This window comes from Methylobacterium sp. J-078, assembly GCF_022829285.1.
Classification (GTDB): Bacteria; Pseudomonadota; Alphaproteobacteria; order Rhizobiales; family Beijerinckiaceae; genus Methylobacterium.
Window position 1 is genome coordinate 86,832 of record NZ_JAKSYI010000108.1, and the last position, 21,874, is coordinate 108,705.

Genomic DNA, 21,874 nt, shown 5'->3' on the forward strand with positions numbered 1-21,874 from the left:
GCCGAAGGGGCTCCCGACGATCCGCCGGCCCTGGGGAACAGGGCCGGACCGTCTCCGTTGTCACCCCGTCGCGGCACCGGCCGCCGACGTGAGATTGAGGGATATTCGTTATGAGCCTCCTCGGCAGCATCGTCAGCAAGATCCTCCATCCCTTCGGCGGCGGAGATGCCCAGGCCAAGCCCTCGGAGGCGAACGCACAGCCCTCCGCCGGCGGCTCGGATGCCCCCGCCTCGACCCCGACCAGCACCGGCGCCCCGGCCGGCGGCCCCGTCGACGTCGAGGAGGTGCTCAACGGAATGGCGGCGAAGAATTCCCAGACCCTGAACTGGCGGACCTCGATCGTCGACCTGATGAAGCTCCTCGACCTCGATTCGAGCCTCAGCGCCCGCAAGCAGCTCGCCGACGAGCTGCACTACACCGGCGACAAGGAGGACTCGGCCACGATGAACGTCTGGCTGCACAAGCAGGTCATCAAGAAGCTCGAGGAGAACGGCGGCAAGGTCCCGGCCGACCTCAAGGATTGATCTTCTTTTTTCGGACTATTCGGCGCGGCCTGTTTCAAAGGCCGTGCCGCCGGGGCAGGGGGCGCATGCTCCCTGCCTTTTTCATTTCGGCGCGCGCTCCAGACCGACGGCGCGGGACCCCGCCGTCAGCCCTCCAGCCGCTGCCCCAGGCGGCCGGCCAGATCCTGGATGAACTGGAACGCGGTGCGGCCCGAGCGCGAGCCGCGGGTGGTCGCCCATTCCAGCGCCTCGGCCCGGATGCGGTCGGGCTCGGCCTCGAGGCCGTGGCGCGCCACGTAGGCGCGGATCATCGCCAGGTACTCGTCCTGGCTGCACTTGTGGAAGCCAAGCCAGAGGCCGAAGCGGTCGGACAGCGAGACCTTCTCCTCCACCGCCTCGCCGGGATTGATCGCCGTGGAGCGCTCGTTCTCCACCATGTCCCGGGCGAGCAGGTGGCGCCGGTTCGAGGTGGCGTAGAACAGCACGTTCTCGGGCCGTCCCTCGATGCCGCCGTCCAGCGCCGTCTTCAGGGACTTGTACGAGGTGTCGTCGCCGTCGAAGGAGAGGTCGTCGCAGAAGACGATCCAGCGATGGGCGTCGCCCCGCAGCGTCGCCATCAGGTCGGGCAGGGCCTCGATGTCCTCGCGATGGATCTCCACGAGCTTCAGCGGGAGGGTACCGGGTGCCCGCGCAGCGTTGATCTCCGCATGCGCCGCCTTGACCAGCGAGGACTTGCCCATGCCCCGCGCGCCCCACAGGAGCGCGTTGTTGGCCGGCAGGCCGTCGGCGAAGCGCTGGGTGTTCTCGACCAGGGTGTCGCGGGCCCGGTCGATCCCGGTGAGGAGGCCGATCGCCACCCGGTTGACGCGTGGCACCGGGATCAGCCGGCGCTCCGGCCCCCACAGGAAGGCGTCAGCCGCATTCAGGTCGACGGGGGCACGCGGGGCGGGAGCGGCGCGCTCCAGGGCGGCGGCGATCCGCTCCAGCACAGGCAGGAACGCCGCGAGGGTGGCCGGATCGACGGCCGGGTCGGCGGGGGGCGTGGCGGTCATGGGGCGGCTCCTCGAACTCGCGTCCAGCGACGGGGCAGCTGGGACGGGTGCCGTGCTTTACGGTGCCGGGAGGCCGCGATGAACCCGATAAATCGCGTCCCGGCCGGCGATTCACGGGCCGGCGACCCATTCGCCTCACCCGTGCGGCGTTGCTTTCACTTAGGCCGTGGCTATAGTCCGCGCGCTTTTTGACAAGCCCGGACGCCCCCTCGACCGAGGGTTTGGCGGCGCGGGCCTCATCCTTGAGGAGTCCTCCGCTTGATCACCCCCGCCTTCGCGCAAGGGGCCACCTCGGCCGCTGGCGGAGCGGACATCGCCTTGCAGGTGGTGCCGTTCGTCCTCATCTTCGTCATCATGTACTTTCTGATCCTCCGTCCGCAGCAGCGCCGCGTGAAGGAGCATCAGAACATGGTCAAGAACGTGCGCCGCGACGACACCGTCGTCACCACCGGCGGCATCGTCGGCCGCGTCACCAAGGTCGCCGACGAGGCCTCGGAGATCGAGGTCGAGATCGCGCCCAACGTCCGCGTCAAGGTCGTGCGCACGATGATCTCGGAAGTCCGCGTCAAGGGCGCGCCGGTCAAGGCCGCCTGACGGCGGCGACCCGGGCATGCGGGCCGGGCACGAGGGCCCGCATCGCCAGTGAAGAAACGGACACAGGACGGTACCGGCGGATGCTGCGCTTCTCGAGAACCAAGATCGTCACGACGCTGGCCGTCATCCTGATCGGCCTCAGCCTCGCCGTGCCGAGCTTCTTCTCGCACGAGCAGCGCAAGGGCTTCATGGCCTCCCTGCCGGGCTGGTTCCCGAGCTGGATCGTGCCCCAGCGCGCCATCGTGCTCGGCCTCGATCTCCAGGGCGGCTCGCAGCTCCTGCTCGAGGTCGACCAGAACGAACTCGTGGCCTCCCAGGCCAAGGCCCTGCGCGACGACGTCCGCCGCATCCTCCAACAGGAGAGCGTGCGCGCCGAGGGCGGCATCCAGCTCCTGCAGCGCGGTGTTCAGGTCCGCGTGACCGACGCGGCCGCGCGCGCCAAGCTGCTGCCGAAGCTGCGCGAGCTCGCCCAGCCGATCTCCAACCCCCTCGTCGGCCAGGGCGCGGGCCGCACCATCGACATCGCCGAGCAGCCCGACGGTCTCGTGCGCCTGACCCTGACCGATGCGGGCATCACAGACCGCACCCGCCGCGCGGTGAGCCAGGGCATCGAAGTCATCCGCCGCCGCCTCGACTCGACGGGCACCACCGAGCCGTCGATCCAGCAGCAGGGCGCCGACCGAATCCTGATCCAGGTGCCGGGCGAACAGAACCCGGAGCGCCTGGAGAAGCTGCTGGGCTCCACCGCCAAGCTCGAATTCCGCATGCTTGCGGACTCGCCCTCCGGCGACGTCGATCTTCTGCCCTCGCGTGACGAGAAGGGCGCCAAGGTTCCGGTCGAGCGCCGGATCATGGCCGATGGCGGCGATCTCACCGACGCGCAGCCGGCCTTCGACCATCAGACCCAGGAGCCGATGGTCAGCTTCAAGTTCAACCTGAAGGGCGCGCAGCGCTTCGGCCAGGCGACCTCGGAGAATGTCGGCCGCCGCATGGCCATCGTGCTCGACAACGAGGTGGTCTCTGCGCCGCGCATCAACACCCCGATTACCGGCGGCTCCGGCCAGATCACCGGCAACTTCACGGTCCAGCAGGCCAACGACCTCTCGGTCCTCCTGCGGGCCGGCGCGCTGCCGGCGAAGTTCACCGTGGTCGAGCGCCGCGTGGTCGGTCCCGGCCTCGGGCGCGATTCCATCGAAGCCGGCAAGATGGCGACCCTGGTGGCCGGTGCCCTCGTCGTCGTCTTCATGTTCGCCACCTACGGGGTGTTCGGCTTCTTCGCCAACATCGCCCTCATCGTGCATGTGGGCCTCATCCTCGGCCTGATGTCGGTGCTCGAAGCCACCATGACCCTGCCGGGCATCGCCGGCATCGTGCTCACCATCGGCACGGCGGTGGATTCCAACGTGCTGATCTACGAGCGCGTGCGCGAGGAGGTGCGGGCCGGCCGCTCCATCGTCTCGGCGCTCCAGGCGGGCTTCGACAAGGCCTTCGCCACCATCATCGATTCGAACTCGACCATGGCGATCGCCGCCCTGATCCTGTTCTTCCTCGGCTCCGGCCCCGTGAAGGGCTTCGCCGTGGTGTTCATCCTCGGCATCCTCACCACGGTCATCACCGCCGTGACCCTGACCCGGATGATGATCGCCCTGTGGTACAACATGGCCCGGCCCAAGGCCCTGCCGTTCTAATCGCCGGCCCTGCCGTCATCTCGGACGGCCGGCCTTCGTGGCCGGCATCCTTGACCAAGAGTTTCGAGACCGATCATGCGCCTGCTCCGCCTCTGGCCCGACGAGTCGCACGTCGACTTCATGCGCTTCCGGCGCCTCACCTTCCCGCTCTCGGCCTTCATGTCCGTGGCGACGGTGGTGCTGTTCCTGACCGTCGGCCTGAATTTCGGCATCGACTTCAAGGGTGGCACCCTGGTGGAGCTTCAGGCGAAGTCGAAGACCGCCGATGTCGGCGCGGTGCGTCATACGGCGAACGGCTTCGGTTTCGGCGAGACGGAAGTGCAGGAACTCGGCGGCGAAGGCACCGTGCTGGTGCGCTTCCCGCTGCAGCCGGGCGAGCAGGGCCAGACGGCGGTGATGCAGAAGGCGCATGCCGCCTTCGACGCCGATTACGAGTTCCGCCGTACCGAGACCGTGGGCCCCCGCGTCTCGGGCGAGCTCGTGCAGTCGGGCACCATCGGCGTCGTGCTGTCGGTGCTCGCGGTGCTGTTCTACCTCTGGTTCCGCTTCGAGCGGGAGCTGGCGCTCGGCGCCATCGTGGGCACGCTCCACGACATCGTGCTGACGCTCGGCGTCTTCGTCATCACCCGCATCGAGTTCAACATGACCTCGATCGCCGCGATCCTCACCATCGTGGGCTACTCGCTGAATGAAACGGTCGTGGTGTTCGACCGGACCCGCGAGCTGATGCGGCGCTACAAGACGATTCCGACGGTCGAACTCCTCAACCTCTCCATCAACTCCACCATGTCCCGCACGGTGATGACCGCGACCTCGGCCTTCCTGTCGCTGCTGGCCCTGGTGCTGTTCGGCGGCGAGGCGATCAAGGGCTTCGCCATCGTGATGCTGGCCGGCGTCGTGATCTGCACCTACTCGGCGATCTTCGTCTCGACGCCGGTGCTGATCTATCTCGGCCTGATGCTCTCGGGCGTGAAGGCGCAGGGGCGCGCCACGGGTGGGCGCGTGCCCCAGGCGGCGGAGTAGGGGCGGCCATGGCGTCTTCCGGCAGCCTGCACGACGGCTTCGTTCCCGGGCGCCACCTCATCGACGCCTACGGCAACGGCGGCTTCCGCTTCGCCGAGATGTCCCATCGCGGCTCGATCCTGGTGACGCCGTCCGGCATCCGGGCCTGGGACGTGACCGAGCCCCGTGCCATCGACCGGAACGCGCTGCGTCCGATCCTCGCTGAGGCCGGGACGGTGGAACTCCTCCTCGTCGGAACCGGGCTCGACATCGCGCCTTTTCCCGATGCGCTCCGGCGTTGGCTCAAGGAGGGCGGCATCGGCCTCGACGTGATGCAGACGGGGGCCGCGGCGCGCACCTACAACATCCTCATGGCGGAGAACCGCAAGGTCGCCGCCGCCCTGATCGCGGTCGCATGATGAAGCGCGGGACATGACGGATTCGGACACCCGGACCAGCCCGGCCGAGGGCAACCTCGCCTTCGCCTTCCAGCATTGCGAGGGCTTGGTCCGGGACGGCGATCCCGACCGCTACTTCGCCACCCTCTTCGCGCCCGCTTCCGTCCGGCCCCACCTCTTCGCCCTCATCGCCTTCAGCCTCACCGTCGCCCGGGTCCGCGAGGCCGCCTCCAACCCGATGGCCGGCGAGATCCGCCTGCAATGGTGGCGCGACGCCCTCCAGGGCGAGGCCCGCGGCGACGTGAAGGCCAATCCCGTCGCCGCCGCCCTCGACGACGCCATCGTCCGGCGCAAGCTCGGCCGCCAGCCCTTCGTCGACCTCATCGACGCCCGGGTCTTCGATCTCTACGAGGACCCGATGCCCCGGGTGAACGACCTCGAGGGCTATTGCGGCGAGACCGTCTCGGCCCTGATCCGCCTCGGCGCCCTCGTCCTCTGCGACGGGGTCGAGCCCGGCGGCGCGGCGGCCGCGGGACACGCGGGCGTCGCCTACGGGGTCACCGGCCTCCTGCGCGCGCTCCCGTGGCACGCCCGCTCCGGCCAGGTCTACCTGCCCGCCGATATCCTCAAGACCTACGGCGTCACCCGCGAAGACATCGTCACCGGGCGCGGCGGCCCCGGGCTCCTGCGCGCCACCGCCGACCTGCGGGCGCTCGCCCGCCGCCACCTCGAGGCCTACGAGGCGGCCCGCGCCACCATCGCGCCGGCCGCGCGCCCCGCCTTCCTGCCCGTGGCCCTGGTGGAGCCCTACCTCGCCGCCATGGAGCGGCCGGGCTACGACCCCCTCAACACGGTCATCGAGATTCCGCGCTGGCGCCGCCTCTGGACTCTCTGGCGCGCCTCCCGCCGGGGCTGAACCGAACCGGCCCTCGAAAAGGGAAGCCGCCATGAAAAAGGGCGGCCCCGAAGGAGCCGCCCCGTCTTCATCCCGCCCGGAGCTTCCGGCTCAGCGGGCCTTCTTCGTCAGCTTCTCGGCGATCTCGAACATCTCCTGCGGCGCGTAGTCCGGGGTGAAGGCCGAGGGCACGCCGGTGAGCTGGTGGATCTTGCCGCCGTCCGGCATGCCCTCGACGACGCTGAGCTCGCCCGGCGGGTCGCCCGGCAGCGCCATCTCGCCGTTGCCCCAGATGCCGGCCATCTCGGTGTAGTCGCCCGGGCTGAAGGTGTAGAGCCGGCGGTGCGAGCCCTCCTGGAGGTACTTCTGGCACTCGGGGATCTTGTCGAGGTTGATGTTCGGGGTCGGCAGGAACTTCTCGATCTCGACGCCGGTGATCTTCTTCAAGGCCAGGGCGTAGGCGTGGGCGTGGACCGAGCCGCGCACCAGCAGGTAGCCGCAGACCTCGCGGCCGGTCGGGTCCGTCAGGGTCTCGTAGACGCGCAGCTTGTGCAGGCGGGCGCCGCATTCGAGGTGGAAGTTGTGCAGCAGGTCCACCACGACGTTGCCCGTGGTGGTGATGAAGTCGTTGTTCCAGGAGGCGCCGTTGCTGTTGACCGGTGTCACGCCGCCGCCGTTCGACAGGAAGGCGGCCGCAAGGCGGATGTCCTTCATGTCCTCGAACGGCGCCTTCGAGATGTCGCCGCCGTCCTTCGCGTCGCCATCGTTGTCGGGACCGTTGGCGAGCATCGCCACGCCGTTGCTGACGAGCTCGACATGGCCGAGTTCCTCGGCCGTAATCGCCGCGACCAGGCTATAGAACGGGCGCAGCTTCGATTTGCTGCGGAAATTGAAGCTCTGGAACATGTAGTTCCCCAGAGTCGACATCTCGCCATACTTGCCGCCGAGCAATTCCTGCAGCGCCGCGGCGGCGTTCGGATCTTTCCGCTTGGGGGCAGGAAGCTCGGCCTGTAGCTTGTCGACGCGCATAAACATAGATTTATTCTCCGGTGCCGATCGCTCGGGGTCTCGTGGGGGAAGTGGCCGCCGCAGGCGCATGTTCCCCTCACGCGGGTAGGAATGCGCAGGGTGCGGCGCCGTCGACCGCTGCGAAAAAGCGCCCTGGCGCCTCGGCCCGGATCACGGATATCCATGCAACACCCTCTGAATACATGATTAACCGCGTTGAGCCGGCCGGACCGCTCTGCTAGCTACGGGTACAAGGCCCGGCACGAGATCGGGCTTGCCCGGAGGAGTAAGGCGCCCGTGAACACAGTGACCACCTGGAATCAGGTCTACGACCCATTCGGGAATGCCTGGCTCTCGACCCTCGCCGCCTCTCTGCCGGTCATCGCCCTGCTCGGCATGATCGCGAGCGGCAAGGTGCAGGCCCATATCGCGGCCGTGCTCTCCCTCGTGCTGGCTTTCTGCGTCGCCGTCTTCCTGTTCGGCATGCCGGCCGATCTCGCCGCCCGCGCCTCCGGCTACGGCGTCGCGCTGGGTCTGTTTCCCATCGGCTGGATCATCCTCAACGTCATCTTCCTCTACCGCCTGACGGTGGAGAAGGGCTGGTTCGCCACGCTTCAGCAATCGGTGGCGGGCATCACCACGGACCGGCGGCTCCAGCTGCTGCTCGTGGCCTTCGCCTTCGGCGCTTTCTTCGAGGGCGCGGGCGGCTTCGGCACCCCGGTTGCCGTCACGGGCGCGATCCTGATCGGCCTCGGCTTCTCGCCGCTCGCCGCCTCCGGCCTCTCGCTCATCGCCAACACCGCGCCGGTGGCCTACGGGGCGCTCGGCGCGCCCATCCAGGGCCTCGCCTCGGTGACGGGCTACGACCCCTACATCCTCGGCGCCATGATCGGCCGGCAGCTGCCGTTCTTCTCGATCATCGTGCCGTTCTGGCTGATCTGGGTGTTCGCGGGCTTCCGCGGCATGATCAAGATCTGGCCCCCGATCCTGGTCTGCGGCGGCTCCTTCGCGGTAGCCCAGTTCCTGATCTCGAACTACGTCAACCCCTGGATCGTCGACATCGGCGCCTCGCTGATCTCGATGGCTGCCCTGGTGGCCTTCCTCAAGGTCTGGCAGCCCAAGGAGATCTGGACCTCCCCGGCGCTGCGCGGCAACGACCCGTCCATCGGCTACGTCAACGGCGGCCGTCCGGTCTCGCTCGGCGCCGCCGTTCCGGGCGACCTGCCTAAGGTGGATCTCGGTGGCCGTACCGCGACCTCCCGCGAGATCGCGATGGCCTGGGTTCCGTGGATCATCCTCTCGGTGATCGTGGCGATCTGGGGCACGGGCTGGTTCAAGAGCCTCGTCAACCCGATCTTCACCTGGAAGTACGAGGTGCCGGGCCTGCACAACGTGATCATGAAGGTGCCGCCGGTGGTGGCGAAAGCCCATCCGGAAGCCGCCGTCTTCGCCTTCACCTACATGTCCTACACGGGCACCGGCGTGCTCTTTGCCGCGATCATCTCCGGCCTGATCATGCGCTTCTCGCCCTGGCGCCTGGTGACGGCCTATATCGAGACGATCTGGGTGCTGCGCTACTCGCTCATCACCATCGCGGCGATGCTCGCGCTCGGCGTGCTCACCCGTTACGCGGGCGTCGATGCCACCCTCGGCCTCGCCTTCGCCGGCACCGGCATCCTCTACCCGTTCTTCGGCACCCTGCTGGGCTGGCTCGGCGTGGCGCTGACGGGCTCCGACACCGCCTCCAACGTGCTCTTCGGCGGATTGCAGAAGATCACCTCGGAGCAGCTCGGCCTGTCGGGCATCCTCATGGCCTCGGCGAACTCGTCGGGCGGCGTGATGGGCAAGATGATCGACGCCCAGTCGATCGTCGTCGCCTCCACAGCGACCGGCTATTTCGGCCAGGAGGGCAAGATCCTGCGCTTCGTGTTCTGGCACTCGATCGTGCTGGCCTGCCTCGTCGGCGGCCTCGTGATGCTGCAGGCCTACGTGCACCCGTTCAGCGCCATGGTGATCCACCCGTGATCGACTGAACGCCGCAACGCCACGCGATCAGCCCGCCCCGGTCTCCGGGGCGGGTTTTTCATGCGCGCTGCCCATCGGTGGATTCGCGCTGTCCGGTCCGAGCACCGGACAGTTCGGCGGAATCGTCCGGCCATTGTCGCTGTCGCGGGCCCGGATCGGGGCGCTATGGCCGTCCTCCGGGGAGCGGGGAGGCGGATCGTGCGCAGGGAAACGGCGGGTTGGGGCAGCGGCCTCGTGGGAATCCTCATCTTCAGCGCCTCCCTGCCGGCGACGCGGATCGCCGTCGGGGGCTTCACGCCCCTGTTCCTCACCTCGGCGCGGGCGGTGATCGCCGCGATCCTCGGTGCGGGGCTGCTCCTCGCCCTGCGCCAGCGGCAGCCGGCGCGCGGCGACCTCGCATCCCTGGCCCTGGTCGCCCTGGGCGTCGTGGTCGGCTTCCCGCTGCTGACCGCCCTGGCGCTCCAGCACGTCGACGCCGCGCATGCCGTGGTGTTCGTCGGCCTCCTGCCCCTCGCCACGGCCCTGTTCGGGGTTCTGCGCGGGGGCGAGCGCCCGCGGGCCGCCTTCTGGCTGTTCTCCGTCGTGGGGGCAGCGGCCGTGGCGGGGTTCGCCCTCGCGCAGGGCGGCGGCGCCTCCCCCGCCGGCGATCTCCTGATGATTGCGGCCATCCTGCTCTGCGGCCTCGGCTATGCCGAGGGGGCCGTCCTCGCGCGCCGCCTCGGGGGCTGGCAGGTCATCTCCTGGTCCCTCGTCCTGTCCCTTCCGGCGATGGCCGTGCTGGCCGTGACGACGCGGCCCTCGGCCTGGGCCGGAATCGGCTGGCCGGCCTGGGGCGGTCTCGCCTACGTCTCGGTGTTCAGCATGCTGGTGGGCTTCGTGTTCTGGTATCGCGGGCTGGCGCTGGGCGGCATCGCGGGGGTCGGCCAGCTGCAGTTGCTGCAGCCCTTCCTCGGGCTGGCGCTGGCGGGCTGGCTCCTGGGCGAGCCCGTCGCCCCCTCCATGCTGGCGGTGACGGGCCTCGTCGTGCTCTGCGTGGCGGGCGCCAAACGGTTCGCCTGAACACGAGCGGTTCGCCTGAAAACCGGCCCGAAAGGCCGCGCGATCTGGTAAGCTCACGGGGCCATGTTCAGCCTCGCCTCGCGCTATACCCTCGCCAAGCTTCCCCCCGCCGAGACCGCCCGCCTGCGCCTGACGCGGCTGGAGCCGGCCGACGCCGAGGCCGTGCGGGCACTCACCGACGATCCGGCCATCATCGAGGCGGTGGATTTCCTGTCCGCCCCCTTCACCCTGGCGGATGCGCGCCGCCTCATCGGGCCGGCCAAGGTACGCAAGGATTGCTTCCTGGGCGCCTGGCAACGGGTGGACGGCACCCTGGCGGCGATCGTCGGCCTCCACCTGCGCGGCGACCACGCCGCCGAGATCGGCTACTGGGTCGGCGGCGCGGCGCGCGGACAGGGGATCGGCACCGAGGCGGTCCGCGCCGCCCTCGGCCTGCTGCGCGAGCGCTTCCCCAACCGCTTCATCATCGCCGAGTGCCGACCCGAGAACGCGGCCTCCGTCGGCCTCCTGCGCAAGCTGGGGTTCCGCGACACCGGCGACGAGGGTCACCGGCCCGGACGGCGCATCTTCACATATGAGCCGGGCTGACGCGTTCCGCGGCCGGAACCCGGGCGAGCCCTCGGTAGATCACGATGGTGGCCAGCAAACCGCAGGCGCCGCCCAGCGCCATCCAGAGCCCGGGGGCCGCCTTGTTGGCGGTGGCCTCGATGAGGGAAGTCGAGATCAGCGGCGTCATCCCGCCGAAGAGGGCGGTGGCCAGGGAATAGGCCAGGGAGAATCCGGCCGTGCGCACCGCCGGCGGCACGATCTCGGTGAGCGCCACCACCATGGCGCCGTTGTAGCTGCCATAGAGGAAGGACAGCCACAGGAGCACGGCCAACATGGTCTCGAAGGTCGGATGCGCCACGAGCCAGGCCAGGGCCGGATAGGCCGTCACGAGGGTCAGGCCCGAGAACAGCAGCAGGATCGGGCGCCGGCCGATCCGGTCCGAGAGCGCCCCCATCACGGGGAGCCAGAACAGGTTCGACACCGCGACGCAGAACGTGACGATCAGGCTGTCGGTGTCGGAGAGCTTGAGGACGCTCTTGCCGAAGGTCGGGGTGTAGACCGTGATCGCGTAGAACGCGATCGTGGTCATCGCCACCATCAGCATCCCGAGCCCGACGATCCGCCAGTTCCGCCCCAGGGTGCGCACCACCTCGCCCACCGGCGGGTGGACCTTGCGGGCCTGGAAGGCCGGGGTCTCCTGCAGCGAGCGCCGGATGTAGAACAGGAACGGTACGAGGAGGCAGCCGATCAGGAAGGGGATGCGCCAGCCCCAGGCGCCCATCTCGGCCGGCGACAGCAGGCGGTTGAGAGCGTAGCCGATGGCCGCCGCCGCCATGATCGCCACCTGCTGGCTGCCCGACTGCCAGGCGACGTAGAAGCCCTGGCGGCCGGGGGGCGCCAGCTCGGCGAGGTAGACCGAGACGCCGCCGAGCTCGACCCCGGCGGAAAAGCCCTGGAGCAGGCGACCGACCAGCACCAGGGCGGGCGCCAGGAGGCCGAGGGTGGCGTAGTCGGGCACCAGGGCGATCAGGATCGTGCCGGCGGCCATGATCGCCAGGGTGACGATGAGCCCCTTCCGGCGCCCGACCCGGTCGACATAGGCCCCGAGCAGCACGGCGCCGAGGGGCCGCATGAGGAAGCCGGCCCCGAAGGTCATGAAGGTCAGCATCAGCGAGGCGAATTCGTTCTCGCTGGGGAAGAACGCCTTGGCGATGTAGGAGGCGTAGAACCCGAATGCGAAGAAGTCGAACATCTCCAAGAAGTTGCCGCTCGTCACCCGCAGGACGGCGGCGGCCCGGGAGCCGCTCTTGTCGTGGTCCGGATGGCCCGCCATCGGAATTCCCTCCCCTGATACGTTCGACATTGGGTCGTTCATCCCAACGTGATCGTATTTTTTCGTGAGCGCTAGGGGAGGCGGGGGGCACAGGCGTTTCGATGCGGCCGGCGGGTTTTCGGGCGCCGCCGGCGCAACCCTACTCGGCGGCGATCCGCGCGGGCCCGTTCCCCATCCAAGCGGCGAGGTCGGCCCGGGCCCGGTCGGTGAGCGCCTTCTTCTTGGCCACCGCCTTCTCCGGCCCCTTCAGGCGCCGGCCGGCCTCGCCCTTGGGCGCGTGGTCGAGGGGCGGGAACAGGCCGAAATTCACGTTCATGGGCTGGAACGAGCGCGGGGCGCCGGCATCTTCGGCCGCGATGTGGCCGCCGGTGATGTGGCCGATCAGGGCGCCGAGCGCCGTGGTGGCGGGCAGCGGCGCCAGGGCGTGCCCCAGCGCCTCGGCCACCGCGAAGCGGCCGGCCATCAACCCGATGGCGGCGCTCTCGACATAGCCCTCGCAGCCGGTGATCTGGCCGGCGAAGCGCAAGCTGGGCCGCGCCTTAAGGCGCAGGGTCGCGTCGAGGAGGCGGGGGCTGTCGAGGTAGGTGTTGCGGTGCAGGCCGCCGAGGCGCGCGAACTCGGCGTTCTCGAGGCCCGGGATGGTGCGGAACACCCGCACCTGCTCGGAATAGGTCAGCTTCGTCTGGAACCCGACCATGTTGTAGAGGGTGCCGAGCGCGTTGTCCTGGCGCAGCTGGACGATGGCGCAGGCCTTGACCGTCGGGTCGTGCGGGTTGGTGAGGCCCACCGGCTTCATCGGGCCGTGGCGCAGGGTCTCGGGGCCGCGCTCGGCCATGACCTCGATCGGCAGGCAGCCGTCGAAGTAGGGCGTGGTCGCCTCCCACTCCTTGAAGCCGATCTTGTCGCCCCCGATCAGGGCCTGGATGAAGGCGTCGTACTGCTCGCGATTCATCGGGCAGTTGATGTAGTCGGCCCCCGTGCCGCCGGGCCCGACCTTGTCGTAGCGTGACTGGAACCAGGCCTTGCCCATGTCGATGGAGTCGCGGTGCACGATGGGCGCGATCGCGTCGAAGAAGGCGAGCGATTCGGCGCCCGTCAGTTCGCGGATCGCCTGCGCCAGGGACGGGGCGGTTAGGGGACCGGTGGCGATGATGGTCCGGCCCCAGGATTCGGGCGGCAGGCCCTCGACCTCTTCCCGCACGATCCGGATGCGCGGATGCCCCTCGATCGCGGCGGTGACGGCCCGGGCGAAGCCCTCGCGGTCGACGGCGAGCGCCCCGCCGGCCGGGACCTGATGCGCGTCGGCCGCGCGCAGGATCAGCGACCCGAGGGTGCGCATCTCCTGGTGCAGGAGCCCGACGGCGTTGCCGTTGGCGTCGTCCGAGCGGAAGGAGTTCGAGCAGACGAGCTCGGCGAAGTCGCCGCCGTGATGCGCCTCGGTGCCGCGCACCGGGCGCATCTCGTGAAGGACCACGTCGTGGCCGCTCTCGGCGATCTGCCAGGCGGCTTCCGACCCGGCGAGGCCGCCGCCGACGATATGGATGGAACTGTCCGTCATCGGCACGGGATAAACCCGCCCGGAAGTTCGATCAATGGAGTTGCGGGCTGGCGAGGAAGCGCTCGCGGTCGGAGGAGGTCACCGAGAGCTTGAGGGGCTTGCCGTCGCGCTGGATCGTCAGCGGCACCCGCACCCCGGCCTCGCCCAGCGCCCAGACTTGGCGGAAGAAGCCGGCGAGGTCGGCCACGGGCTCGCCAGCCACCGCCACGATGACGTCGCCCGGGCGCAGGTCCGCCGCCTCGGCGGGGCCGTCGTCGGCCAGCCCCATCACCACCACGGCGTCCTCGCCGTCGCTGGCATAGAGGCCGAGCCAGGGGCGCACCGGCCGGTCGACGCGGCCCCGGGTGGTGAGGTCCTCGAGGATCGGCGGCAAGAGGTCGATCGGCACGATCATGTTGATGGTCTTCGGGCCCCCCGTGCCGCCCTGCTGCAGTTGCAGGGAGCCGATGCCCAGCAGCGCCCCGTCCGGCCCGATCAGCGCCGCTCCGCCCCAGTGCGGATGCGAGGGGGCGGTGAACAGGGCCTCGTCGAGGACGTATTCCCAGTAGCCGGCGAATTCCTGGCGGGCGACGATCTCGACGGCGAGGCTGCGCGCGCGGCCGCCGACCCCGGCCATCACCGCCCGGTCGCCGATCTTGACCGGGCCCGAGCGCCCGAGCTTCAGCGGCTTGATCTTGAGGTCGCCCAGCGCCTGGACGAGGCCGAAGCCCGTGACGGCGTCGAAGCCGACCACGTGGCCGGGCACCGAGCGCCCGTCATGGGTGGTGAGCCAGACCGACTCGGCTTCCGTCACGAGGTAGCCGATGGTGAGGACGAGGCCGTCCTCGCCGATGACGACGCCGTTGCCGGCCCGCTCGGTGCCGAGCGTCTCGGCGGTGAAGGCCTCGGGCGGCACCCGCGTCGAGAGCGCCACGATGGCGGTGAGCGCCTGCTCGAGGTCGTAGCCGTAATCGGCGGCCCGGGGCTGCGCGGATGCGGGGATCTTCCAGTCTCCGGGCGAGGCCATGCCAGCGTCCTTCCTGCCGTCGTGTCGCGTCGTTGAGACGGGAGATAGGTCGCCGGCTCGGATTCCGACAGTCTCGTGGCCTTCGATCAGGGTCCGGTGCGCAGCACCTTGCCGGGGTTGAGCAGGCCCTGCGGGTCGAGGGCGTCCTTGATGCGGCGGGCCAGCGCCATCTCCTCCGGCCGGCGGTGGCGCACGAGCTCGTCGACCCTATACTGGCCGATGCCATGCTCGGCCGAGATGCTGCCGCCGAACTGCGCCACCGCGTCGTGGACGATGCGGTTGATGGCTTCCGATCCGTGCTCGGGGCCGATGATCACGTTGTAGTGGATGTTGCCGTCGCCCATGTGGCCGAAGATGTTCGGCCGGGTGCCCGGCGCGCCCGCGGCCAGGGCCTCGCCCGCCGCCGCCAGGAAGTCCGGAATCGCCGGGATCGGCACCGAGACGTCGTGCTTGACGCTTCGACCGGCCCGGGCCTCGGCCTCGGTGATGTGCTCGCGCAGGGCCCAGAGGGCGGCCGCCTGCTGGCCGGATTCGGCGAGCACTCCGTCGGTGGCGTCGCCCCGCTCCAGGACCTCGCCCAGCAGCGTCTCCACCGCCTCGCGCAGCCCTTCCAGGCTCGATCCTGCCTCCATCAGCACGGTCCAGCCGGCCTCCGCGATGGGACTGGTCAGGCCGGCATGCTCGGCCACCAGGGCGAGGGATTCGCCCGCGATCAGCTCGAAGGCCTGGATGGTGTCGCCGAGCGCATCCTGCGCCGCCCGGAGCAGGCGCAGGGCCGCCGCCGGGTCCGGCACTGCGAGGAGCGCGGTCGCGGTGTGGCGCGGCCGCGGCACGAGGCGCAGGATCGCGGCGGTGACGATGCCGAGCGTGCCCTCGCTGCCGATGAAGAGCTGCTTCCAGTCGTAGCCCGCATTGTCCTTGCGCAGGGCCCGGAGACCGTCGACCACGGTCCCGTCGGCCAGCACCACCTCGAGGCCGAGGACGAGGTTGCGGGTCATGCCGTAGCGCAGGACGTTGATGCCGCCCGCATTGGTGGCGATGACGCCGCCGAGCATGGCGGAGCCCTCCGCCGCGAGGCTGACGGGCAGGAGGCGGCCTTGCGCCTCCGCGGCGTCCTGCGCCACCTTGAGGATGCAGCCGGCCTCCGCCTCCAGGGTCAGGCCGAGGGGGTCGACCCGGCGGATCGCGTTCATGCGGGCGAGCGAGAGCACCACCTGACCCCCGGAGGCGTCCGGGGTTGCACCGCCCGCAAGGCCGGTATGTCCCCCCTGGGGCACCACCGCGACGCCGGCTGCGTGGCAGGCCGCCATCACGGCGGCGACCTGCGCCGTGCTGGTCGGGCGCGCCACCGCCGCCGGCCGGCCGGGGAAGAGGCGGCGCCAGTCGACCGCGTAGGGGGCGAGATCGTCCGCGCCCGTGAGCAGGCCGCCCCGGCCGAGGCAGGATTCCAGGCGGCCGAGAAGGTCGGCGGGCGCGGCTGTCTGGCTCATCGGCGGGTTCCTCGTGCGGGGGCTCTGGGGCGGGCCACGGCCTCGAAAACGGGTCGCCCCGGCATCCCGGCGCCGGCCTCGCGGGTCAAGGGGGCGACCTGACAATCGCCGCCGATGTTCAAGACCGGGCCTTGACCGGGCCGGTGAACTGGCTTCTCACACGGCCCATTCGGGGACTCGCGCCGCGCGCCCGACGGCCGCGCGCAGCTCCAGGGCCCGGCGCCGCATCCGCCCCGCCGGGCGCGACATCCAAGAAGAAGACGATCATGGCCGAACGACTCTCCTTCCCGAAGGACAAGATCCGCGTCCTGCTGCTAGAAGGCATCAACGACAGCGCCGCCGCGCTCTTCGCCGCCGCCGGCTACACCAACGTCGTGCGGGTGGCCAAGGCGCTCGATCGCGAGGCCCTGCACGAGGCCCTGCGCGGCACGCACATCCTCGGCATCCGCTCGCGCACGCAGCTCGACGCGGCGGCACTCGCGGCCGGCGAGCGCCTGCTCGCGGTGGGCTGCTTCTCGGTGGGCACCAACCAGGTGGACCTCGAGGCCGCCCGCCATCGCGGCATCCCGGTCTTCAACGCGCCCTACTCGAACACCCGCTCGGTGGCCGAGCTGGTCATCGGCGAGATCGTGATGCTGATGCGCCGGATCGTGCCGCGCTCGGTGGGCGCGCATGCGGGCGAATGGGACAAGTCGGCCACGGGCTCGCAGGAGGTGCGCGGCAAGACGCTGGGCATCGTCGGCTACGGCAATATCGGCTCGCAGCTCTCGACGCTGGCCGAGGCCATGGGCATGCGGGTGGTGTACTACGACCAGACCGACAAGCTGCGCCACGGCAACACCGAGCCCACCGATTCGCTGACCGCCCTGCTGGCCCAGAGCGACGTGGTCTCCCTTCACGTGCCGGAGACGCCCGAGACCCACAACATGATCGGGGAGCCTGAGATCCGGGCGATGAAGCCCGGCGCCTTCCTCATCAACAACGCCCGCGGCACCGTGGTCGACCTCGACGCCCTGGCCGCGGCGCTCCGCGACGGCCACCTGCGGGGCGCGGCCGTCGACGTGTTCCCGGTTGAGCCCGGCTCCAACCAGGAGCGCTTCGTCAGCCCCCTCCAGGGCCTGCCCAACGTGATCCTGACACCGCATATCGGCGGCTCGACGGAGGAAGCGCAGGAGCGCATCGGCTCGGAAGTGGCGCGCAAGCTCGTGGATTATTCCGACATCGGCTCGACCGTCGGCACCGTGAACTTCCCGCAGGTGCAGCTGCCGGCGCGTCCCACCGGCACCCGCCTGATCCACGTCCAGCGCAACATCCCGGGCATGCTGGGACGCCTCAACGACACCTTCGCCCGGCGCGGGGTGAACATCGCGGCGCAGTTCTACCAGACCGACGGCGAGGTCGGTTACGTGGTGGTGGAGACCGACGTCACCGACGCCGATGCGGAGGGCCTGCTGGAGGAGATCCGGGCCCTCGACGGCACCATCCGCGCCCGGCTGCTCTACGAGCGCCGCTGACGGGCCCCCGGTGGCGCCTCGGCGCCGCCTCGGTTAACCTGGGTTGAGACGGTCCCGTCCGAAGGACCGCGACCGGATCCAGCCGTCCTGGCGCCGGACACGGAGGAAGCCCAGAGTTGCGTGTCAGTTCCCTGCGTGGCGATCCCCCGGCGGACGATCCCGCGCGCGCCGACGCCGCCCTCGCGGGGCTCATCGCGACCATCGCCCGGCATGACGAGGCCGCCCTGCGGGCCCTGTATGATCGGACGGCCCCGAAACTTCTCGGGGTGATCCTGCGTATCCAGCCGGATCGCGGCATGGCCGAGGACGTTCTGCAGGATACCTTCCTGCGCGTCTGGCAGAACGCCGCGTCCTACAGCCCGGCGGCCGGACGGCCCCTGGCCTGGCTCTGCACCATCGCGCGCAACCGCGCGATCGACGGCTTGCGCCGGCGCCGCGAGGTGCAGGGGCCGATCACCGAGGACGGGGAGGATTGGGTGGAGCGGCTGGCCGACCCCCACGACAGCGAGGGCACGATCCTCGACGGCCAAGCGCTCCAGGCGTGCCTCGGCCGCCTCGAGGCCCTGCACCGCGACTGCATCGTGCTGGCCTATTGCGAGGGCCAGTCCCGCGAGGACCTCGCCCTGCGCTACGACCGCCCGGTGAGCACGATCAAGACCTGGCTGCATCGCGGTCTCGCGACCCTGCGCGGCTGCCTGGACGGTGCCGCATGAGCGCCGGCACACCCTCCGATCCCGGCGCCTCCTCCGGCGACCGCGACCTGCGCCTGGCCGAATCCGTGCTCGGCACCCTCGATCCGGCCGAGCGGGCCCTGGTGGAGCGCGAACTGGCCACGGACCCCGCCGCGCGCGCGGCCCGCGACGCCTGGGAGCGGCGCCTGGCGCCGCTCGCCCTCGCGGCGCCCGAGGTCGCGCCGGGGCCGGACGTCTGGCCGGCCATCGCCCGCGCGCTCGCCCGCGCCCCGGCCTCCCCCACCGCTGCCAATGACGACGCGATCGGCCCCCTCCGCCGATCCCTGCGGCGCTGGCGCCTCGCCGCCGGCACGGCCGCCGCCCTGGCGGCGGGTCTCGCCCTGTTCATCGCCCTCGGGCCCTCCCGGCCGACCGGCGTGGACGGGCGCTACGTCGCGGTGGTGAGCCGCGGCGGCGAGGCGCCCGCGCTCCTCGTCAGCGTCGACACCCGGGCCGGCACCGCGCGGGTCCGCCCGGTGGAGGCGCAGGCTCCGGCGGGACGCAGCCTCGAACTCTGGTATGTCGGCGCCGGCCAGGCCCCGAAGACCCTCGGCCTCGTCGGATCGGGCACCCGGGGCCTATCCCTCGACGGCCTGACCACGCCGGCGGCCGCCGACGCACTCGCGGGCGGGACCTTCGCGGTCTCTGTCGAGCCGGAGGGCGGCTCGCCCACCGGCCAGCCCACCGGACCGGTGGTGTATTCCGGCCGGTTGATCCGGGATTAGGAGCGCGGCGCGCGGGGGGCGGCCTCCGCCCCGGCGAGCTCGGCAGCGAGCCGCTCGGCATAGCGTGCCGTCCGGTCCGCGAGGTTCCTGACCTCCGCGAGCCCGCGGTGGAACGCCTCCGGGCCTTCCTGGGCGATCCGCTGCTCGTTGCAGCTCTCCAGGGCCCGGGCCGCGTCGGAGAGGGCGAAGAACCCCAGCGTGCCGGCGGAGGACACGCAGTGATGCGCCTCGAAGCGGAGCTGATCCCGGTCCTCCCGGGTCTCGCAGGCGCCCGCGAAGCTCGCATCCAATTCCTTGGCGAGGGTCTCCAGGGTGCCGGCGATCCGCCCGCCGCCGATCAGGCCGATCACCGCGTCATAGGCGATCCGGTCGAGGAGGCTCGGATCGTCGCCGGGTCGGCCGGCCGCCCGGCGAACCGTCTCCCGGCCGCTCGCGCGCGGGCCGGCTTCATGCTGGCCGGCTCCCGGGTCCGCCTCCCGCGCGAGCCAGTGCTCGATGACCCGGTAGAGTTCCGCCCGGTCGAAGGGCTTGCCGACGTGATCGTCCATGCCGGCCTCCCGGAACATCCGGACCTGATCGGGCAGCACGTTGGCGGTCATCGCGAGGATCGGGATCGTGGCGGCGCCGCCGCCGAGCGCGCGGATGTGCCGGGTCGCCGTCATGCCGTCCATGCCCGGCATCTGCACGTCCATGAGGACGAGGTCGTACGCCCCTTCCGCCACGGCGCGGATGGCGGAGGCGCCGTCCGCGACCACGTCGACGGCGTGGCCGCCGATCTCCAGGACCGCGCGGGCGAGATTCTGGTTGATCCGGTTGTCCTCGACGAGGAGGAGGCGTCCGGCCCGCCCGGCGACGGGGGCGGCTGCGCTGGAGACCCGCCGCGCGGAGGGCCCGAGGGGCAGGGTCAGCGTGAACCAGAACGTGGCGCCGATGCCCTCCTCGGAGAGGACGCCGATCTCGCCGCCCATGAGGTCGATCAGCTGCTTGCAGATGGCGAGCCCCAGACCCGTGCCGCCGAAATCCCGCTCGATCGAGCCGTCGACCTGGGAGAAGCGCTGGAACAGCCGGCCCTGCTTGGCGCGCGCGATGCCGATGCCGGTATCGGCCACGTTGAAGCTCAGGCGCTCGCCGGTCTCGGTCGTCCCGGCATGTCGCAGGCTCAAGGTCACGGCGCCCCGCGTCGTGAACTTGATGGCGTTGTTGAGGAGGTTCAGCAGGACCTGCCGCAGGCGCGCCGCGTCGCCGTACAGGCTGCGGGGCAGGGCGGGGTCGATCACCGCCCTGACCGCGAGGCCCTTCTGTTCGGCCGAACCGCGCACGATGCACAGGCTGCTGTCGACCAGGGTCCGCGGGTCGAAGGCCTGCCGGTCGAGGGCGACGGCGCCGGCCTCGACCTTCGAGAAGTCGAGGATGTCGTTGACGATCGTCAGCAGCGCGGCGCCGGACGTCCGCACGAGCTCGGCTTGGCGCAGGAGGTCGGGGGGCAGGCGGTCGGACGCGATCATCAGGTCGGTGAACCCGAGGATGGCGTTCAGCGGCGTGCGGATCTCGTGGCTCATGGAGGCCAGGAACTCGGTCTTGGCGAGGCTCGCGCGCTCGGCTTCCCGCTTGGCCGCCTCCGCGTCGCGGGTGCGGGCCTCCACCCGCGCGCTCAGGGTGGCGTTGAGTTCCCGCAGCTCCGCCTCGCCCGCGCGCAGGGCGCGCTCGGCCGCATCGCGCGCGGTGTCGTCCCGCATGGTCAGGATGGCACCGACCCGGTGTCCGTCACGACCGATCAGGGGGCGGGCGGAGCCGATCGCCAGGACCTCGACGCCGTCCGGACGCCGGACCCGCCACCGGGCATCCCGGACCGTGGCGCCGGTCACGGCCCGCGCGAGCGGCAGATCCTCGGGCGGGTAGGGCACGCCCTCCTCGGTGTAGAGGTGGTAGGTCTCGCTGTAATCGTCCGGTTCGACATCCAGGCGCGCGACGCCGTGGATCGCGGCGGCCGCCTCGTTCACCAGGGTGATCCGGCCCGCCGCGTCGGTGACGATCACGCCCTCGGCGAGCTGGCCCAGGATGGCGTCGTGCGTCGAGTCCAGCACCTCGCGGTAGCGGGCCTCACTCTCTGCCGCCGCCGCCTCGGCCCGCCGGCGGGCGGCGATGTCCGCCGCGCGTTCGCGGGTCAGGGCCTCGCCGGTCCGCAGGGCCTCGTGGAGGCGCAGGTGCGCGACGACGACGCGGGCCAGGTCCTCGAGCCGGTGCGTGTCGTCCGTCGACAGGCTGCGCGGTTTCGTGTCGATCAGGCAGAGCGTGCCGACCCGGATGCCCGGTCGCAGGATGAGGGGCGCGCCGGCGTAGAACCGGATGCCGGGCGCCCCGGTGACGAGGGGATTGTCCGCGAAGCGCGGGTCCTGCGTCGCGTCCGCGACGACGAGGACCGTGTCGGCGAGGATCGCGTGGGCGCAGAAGGAGACCGCGCGCGACGTGCCCGGCAGGTCCAGGCCGCATTGGGCCTTGAACCACTGGTCGTGCTCCTCCACCAGCGAGACCAGGCAGATCGGAACCCCGAACAGCGCCTGAGCGGTCCGGCAGACGGCGTCGAAATGCGGTTCCGGGGCGGTCCCGACCAGGGCCAGGGCCCGCACGGCGTCGAGCCGCTCGCGCTCGTTCTCGGGTTGAGGCAGGACTGGCATACGACGCGCTTGGGTCCGGACGGCCTGGACGGGGTTGATGCCAGTAGCGGCAATCTGCCCTTACGTGGT

General features: G+C 70.8%; 19 protein-coding genes. 12 read left to right on the plus strand and 7 right to left on the minus strand.

What is annotated here, in order from left to right; translation table 11 throughout:
- Positions 1-110 precede the first annotated feature (110 nt).
- Positions 111-524, plus strand: a complete 414-nt coding sequence (locus tag MKK58_RS16710) for a DUF3597 domain-containing protein (RefSeq protein ID WP_243913108.1) — start codon at positions 111-113, stop codon at positions 522-524.
- 125 nt (positions 525-649) lie between these two features.
- Here MKK58_RS16710 and MKK58_RS16715 read toward each other — a convergent pair whose 3' ends face one another.
- Positions 650-1,555, minus strand: coding sequence for an ATP-binding protein (locus tag MKK58_RS16715; RefSeq protein WP_243913109.1), 906 nt, complete (start codon positions 1,553-1,555; stop codon positions 650-652).
- Positions 1,556-1,813: 258 nt separating this feature from the next.
- Here MKK58_RS16715 and yajC point away from each other — a divergent pair, with 258 nt between their 5' ends.
- The 5 genes from yajC to MKK58_RS16740 all read left to right on the plus strand — a co-directional run bounded on the left by yajC (position 1,814) and on the right by MKK58_RS16740 (position 6,153).
- The gene (gene yajC / locus MKK58_RS16720; RefSeq protein WP_056468563.1) at positions 1,814-2,149 is read left to right on the plus strand and encodes a preprotein translocase subunit YajC; all 336 of its coding nucleotides are present in this window, start codon (positions 1,814-1,816) and stop codon (positions 2,147-2,149) included.
- 80 nt (positions 2,150-2,229) lie between these two features.
- Positions 2,230-3,837, plus strand: coding sequence for a protein translocase subunit SecD (gene secD, locus MKK58_RS16725; protein ID WP_243913110.1), 1,608 nt, complete (start codon positions 2,230-2,232; stop codon positions 3,835-3,837).
- Positions 3,838-3,912: 75 nt separating this feature from the next.
- Entirely contained in the window at positions 3,913-4,860 is a 948-nt protein-coding gene (gene secF / locus MKK58_RS16730; protein WP_243913111.1) for a protein translocase subunit SecF, read from the plus strand.
- An 8-nt stretch (positions 4,861-4,868) separates the two neighbouring features.
- The gene (locus tag MKK58_RS16735; protein WP_243913112.1) at positions 4,869-5,258 is read left to right on the plus strand and encodes an Mth938-like domain-containing protein; all 390 of its coding nucleotides are present in this window, start codon (positions 4,869-4,871) and stop codon (positions 5,256-5,258) included.
- 13 nt (positions 5,259-5,271) lie between these two features.
- Positions 5,272-6,153, plus strand: a complete 882-nt coding sequence (locus tag MKK58_RS16740) for a phytoene/squalene synthase family protein (protein WP_243913113.1) — start codon at positions 5,272-5,274, stop codon at positions 6,151-6,153.
- A 90-nt stretch (positions 6,154-6,243) separates the two neighbouring features.
- On the opposite strand, the gene MKK58_RS16745 is transcribed toward MKK58_RS16740, so the two are convergent.
- Positions 6,244-7,167, minus strand: a complete 924-nt coding sequence (locus tag MKK58_RS16745) for a manganese catalase family protein (RefSeq protein ID WP_243913114.1) — start codon at positions 7,165-7,167, stop codon at positions 6,244-6,246.
- A gap of 279 nt (positions 7,168-7,446) precedes the next feature.
- On the opposite strand from MKK58_RS16745, the gene MKK58_RS16750 reads away from it, so the two are divergent.
- The 3 genes from MKK58_RS16750 to MKK58_RS16760 all read left to right on the plus strand — a co-directional run bounded on the left by MKK58_RS16750 (position 7,447) and on the right by MKK58_RS16760 (position 10,812).
- The gene (locus MKK58_RS16750) at positions 7,447-9,165 is read left to right on the plus strand and encodes an L-lactate permease (RefSeq protein ID WP_238274961.1); all 1,719 of its coding nucleotides are present in this window, start codon (positions 7,447-7,449) and stop codon (positions 9,163-9,165) included.
- A gap of 165 nt (positions 9,166-9,330) precedes the next feature.
- A complete protein-coding gene (locus MKK58_RS16755; protein WP_243913115.1) occupies positions 9,331-10,224 on the plus strand; it encodes a DMT family transporter in 894 nt (297 codons plus the stop codon).
- 63 nt (positions 10,225-10,287) lie between these two features.
- Positions 10,288-10,812 carry a GNAT family N-acetyltransferase gene (locus tag MKK58_RS16760; RefSeq protein ID WP_238274885.1) on the plus strand — a complete coding sequence of 175 codons (525 nt, stop codon included), beginning with the start codon at positions 10,288-10,290 and terminating at the stop codon, positions 10,810-10,812.
- On the opposite strand, the gene MKK58_RS16765 is transcribed toward MKK58_RS16760, so the two are convergent.
- The 4 genes from MKK58_RS16765 to MKK58_RS16780 all read right to left on the minus strand — a co-directional run bounded on the left by MKK58_RS16765 (position 10,793) and on the right by MKK58_RS16780 (position 16,160).
- Positions 10,793-12,106 (minus strand): MFS transporter, encoded by a 1,314-nt coding sequence (locus MKK58_RS16765; RefSeq protein WP_243913116.1) that lies wholly within the window; start codon positions 12,104-12,106, stop codon positions 10,793-10,795. The genes MKK58_RS16760 and MKK58_RS16765 overlap by 20 nt on opposite strands.
- A gap of 139 nt (positions 12,107-12,245) precedes the next feature.
- Positions 12,246-13,664, minus strand: coding sequence for a methylenetetrahydrofolate--tRNA-(uracil(54)-C(5))-methyltransferase (FADH(2)-oxidizing) TrmFO (gene trmFO / locus MKK58_RS16770; protein ID WP_243913117.1), 1,419 nt, complete (start codon positions 13,662-13,664; stop codon positions 12,246-12,248).
- 31 nt (positions 13,665-13,695) lie between these two features.
- Complete coding sequence (locus MKK58_RS16775) at positions 13,696-14,670, minus strand: S1C family serine protease (protein WP_243913118.1); 975 nt, start codon at positions 14,668-14,670, stop codon at positions 13,696-13,698.
- An 86-nt stretch (positions 14,671-14,756) separates the two neighbouring features.
- Positions 14,757-16,160, minus strand: a complete 1,404-nt coding sequence (locus tag MKK58_RS16780; RefSeq protein ID WP_243913119.1) for an FAD-binding oxidoreductase — start codon at positions 16,158-16,160, stop codon at positions 14,757-14,759.
- 266 nt (positions 16,161-16,426) lie between these two features.
- Between MKK58_RS16780 and serA the strand changes: the two genes are divergently transcribed.
- The 3 genes from serA to MKK58_RS16795 all read left to right on the plus strand — a co-directional run bounded on the left by serA (position 16,427) and on the right by MKK58_RS16795 (position 19,130).
- The gene (gene serA, locus MKK58_RS16785; protein ID WP_243913120.1) at positions 16,427-17,674 is read left to right on the plus strand and encodes a phosphoglycerate dehydrogenase; all 1,248 of its coding nucleotides are present in this window, start codon (positions 16,427-16,429) and stop codon (positions 17,672-17,674) included.
- A 116-nt stretch (positions 17,675-17,790) separates the two neighbouring features.
- On the plus strand, positions 17,791-18,387 hold the full coding sequence (locus tag MKK58_RS16790; RefSeq protein WP_409565260.1) for a sigma-70 family RNA polymerase sigma factor: 597 nt from the start codon (positions 17,791-17,793) through the stop codon (positions 18,385-18,387).
- Positions 18,384-19,130, plus strand: a complete 747-nt coding sequence (locus MKK58_RS16795) for an anti-sigma factor domain-containing protein (RefSeq protein WP_243913121.1) — start codon at positions 18,384-18,386, stop codon at positions 19,128-19,130. Before MKK58_RS16790 ends, MKK58_RS16795 begins: the two co-directional genes overlap by 4 nt.
- On the opposite strand, the gene MKK58_RS16800 is transcribed toward MKK58_RS16795, so the two are convergent.
- A complete protein-coding gene (locus MKK58_RS16800) occupies positions 19,127-21,805 on the minus strand; it encodes an ATP-binding protein (protein WP_243913122.1) in 2,679 nt (892 codons plus the stop codon). The genes MKK58_RS16795 and MKK58_RS16800 overlap by 4 nt on opposite strands.
- Positions 21,806-21,874 lie beyond the last annotated feature (69 nt).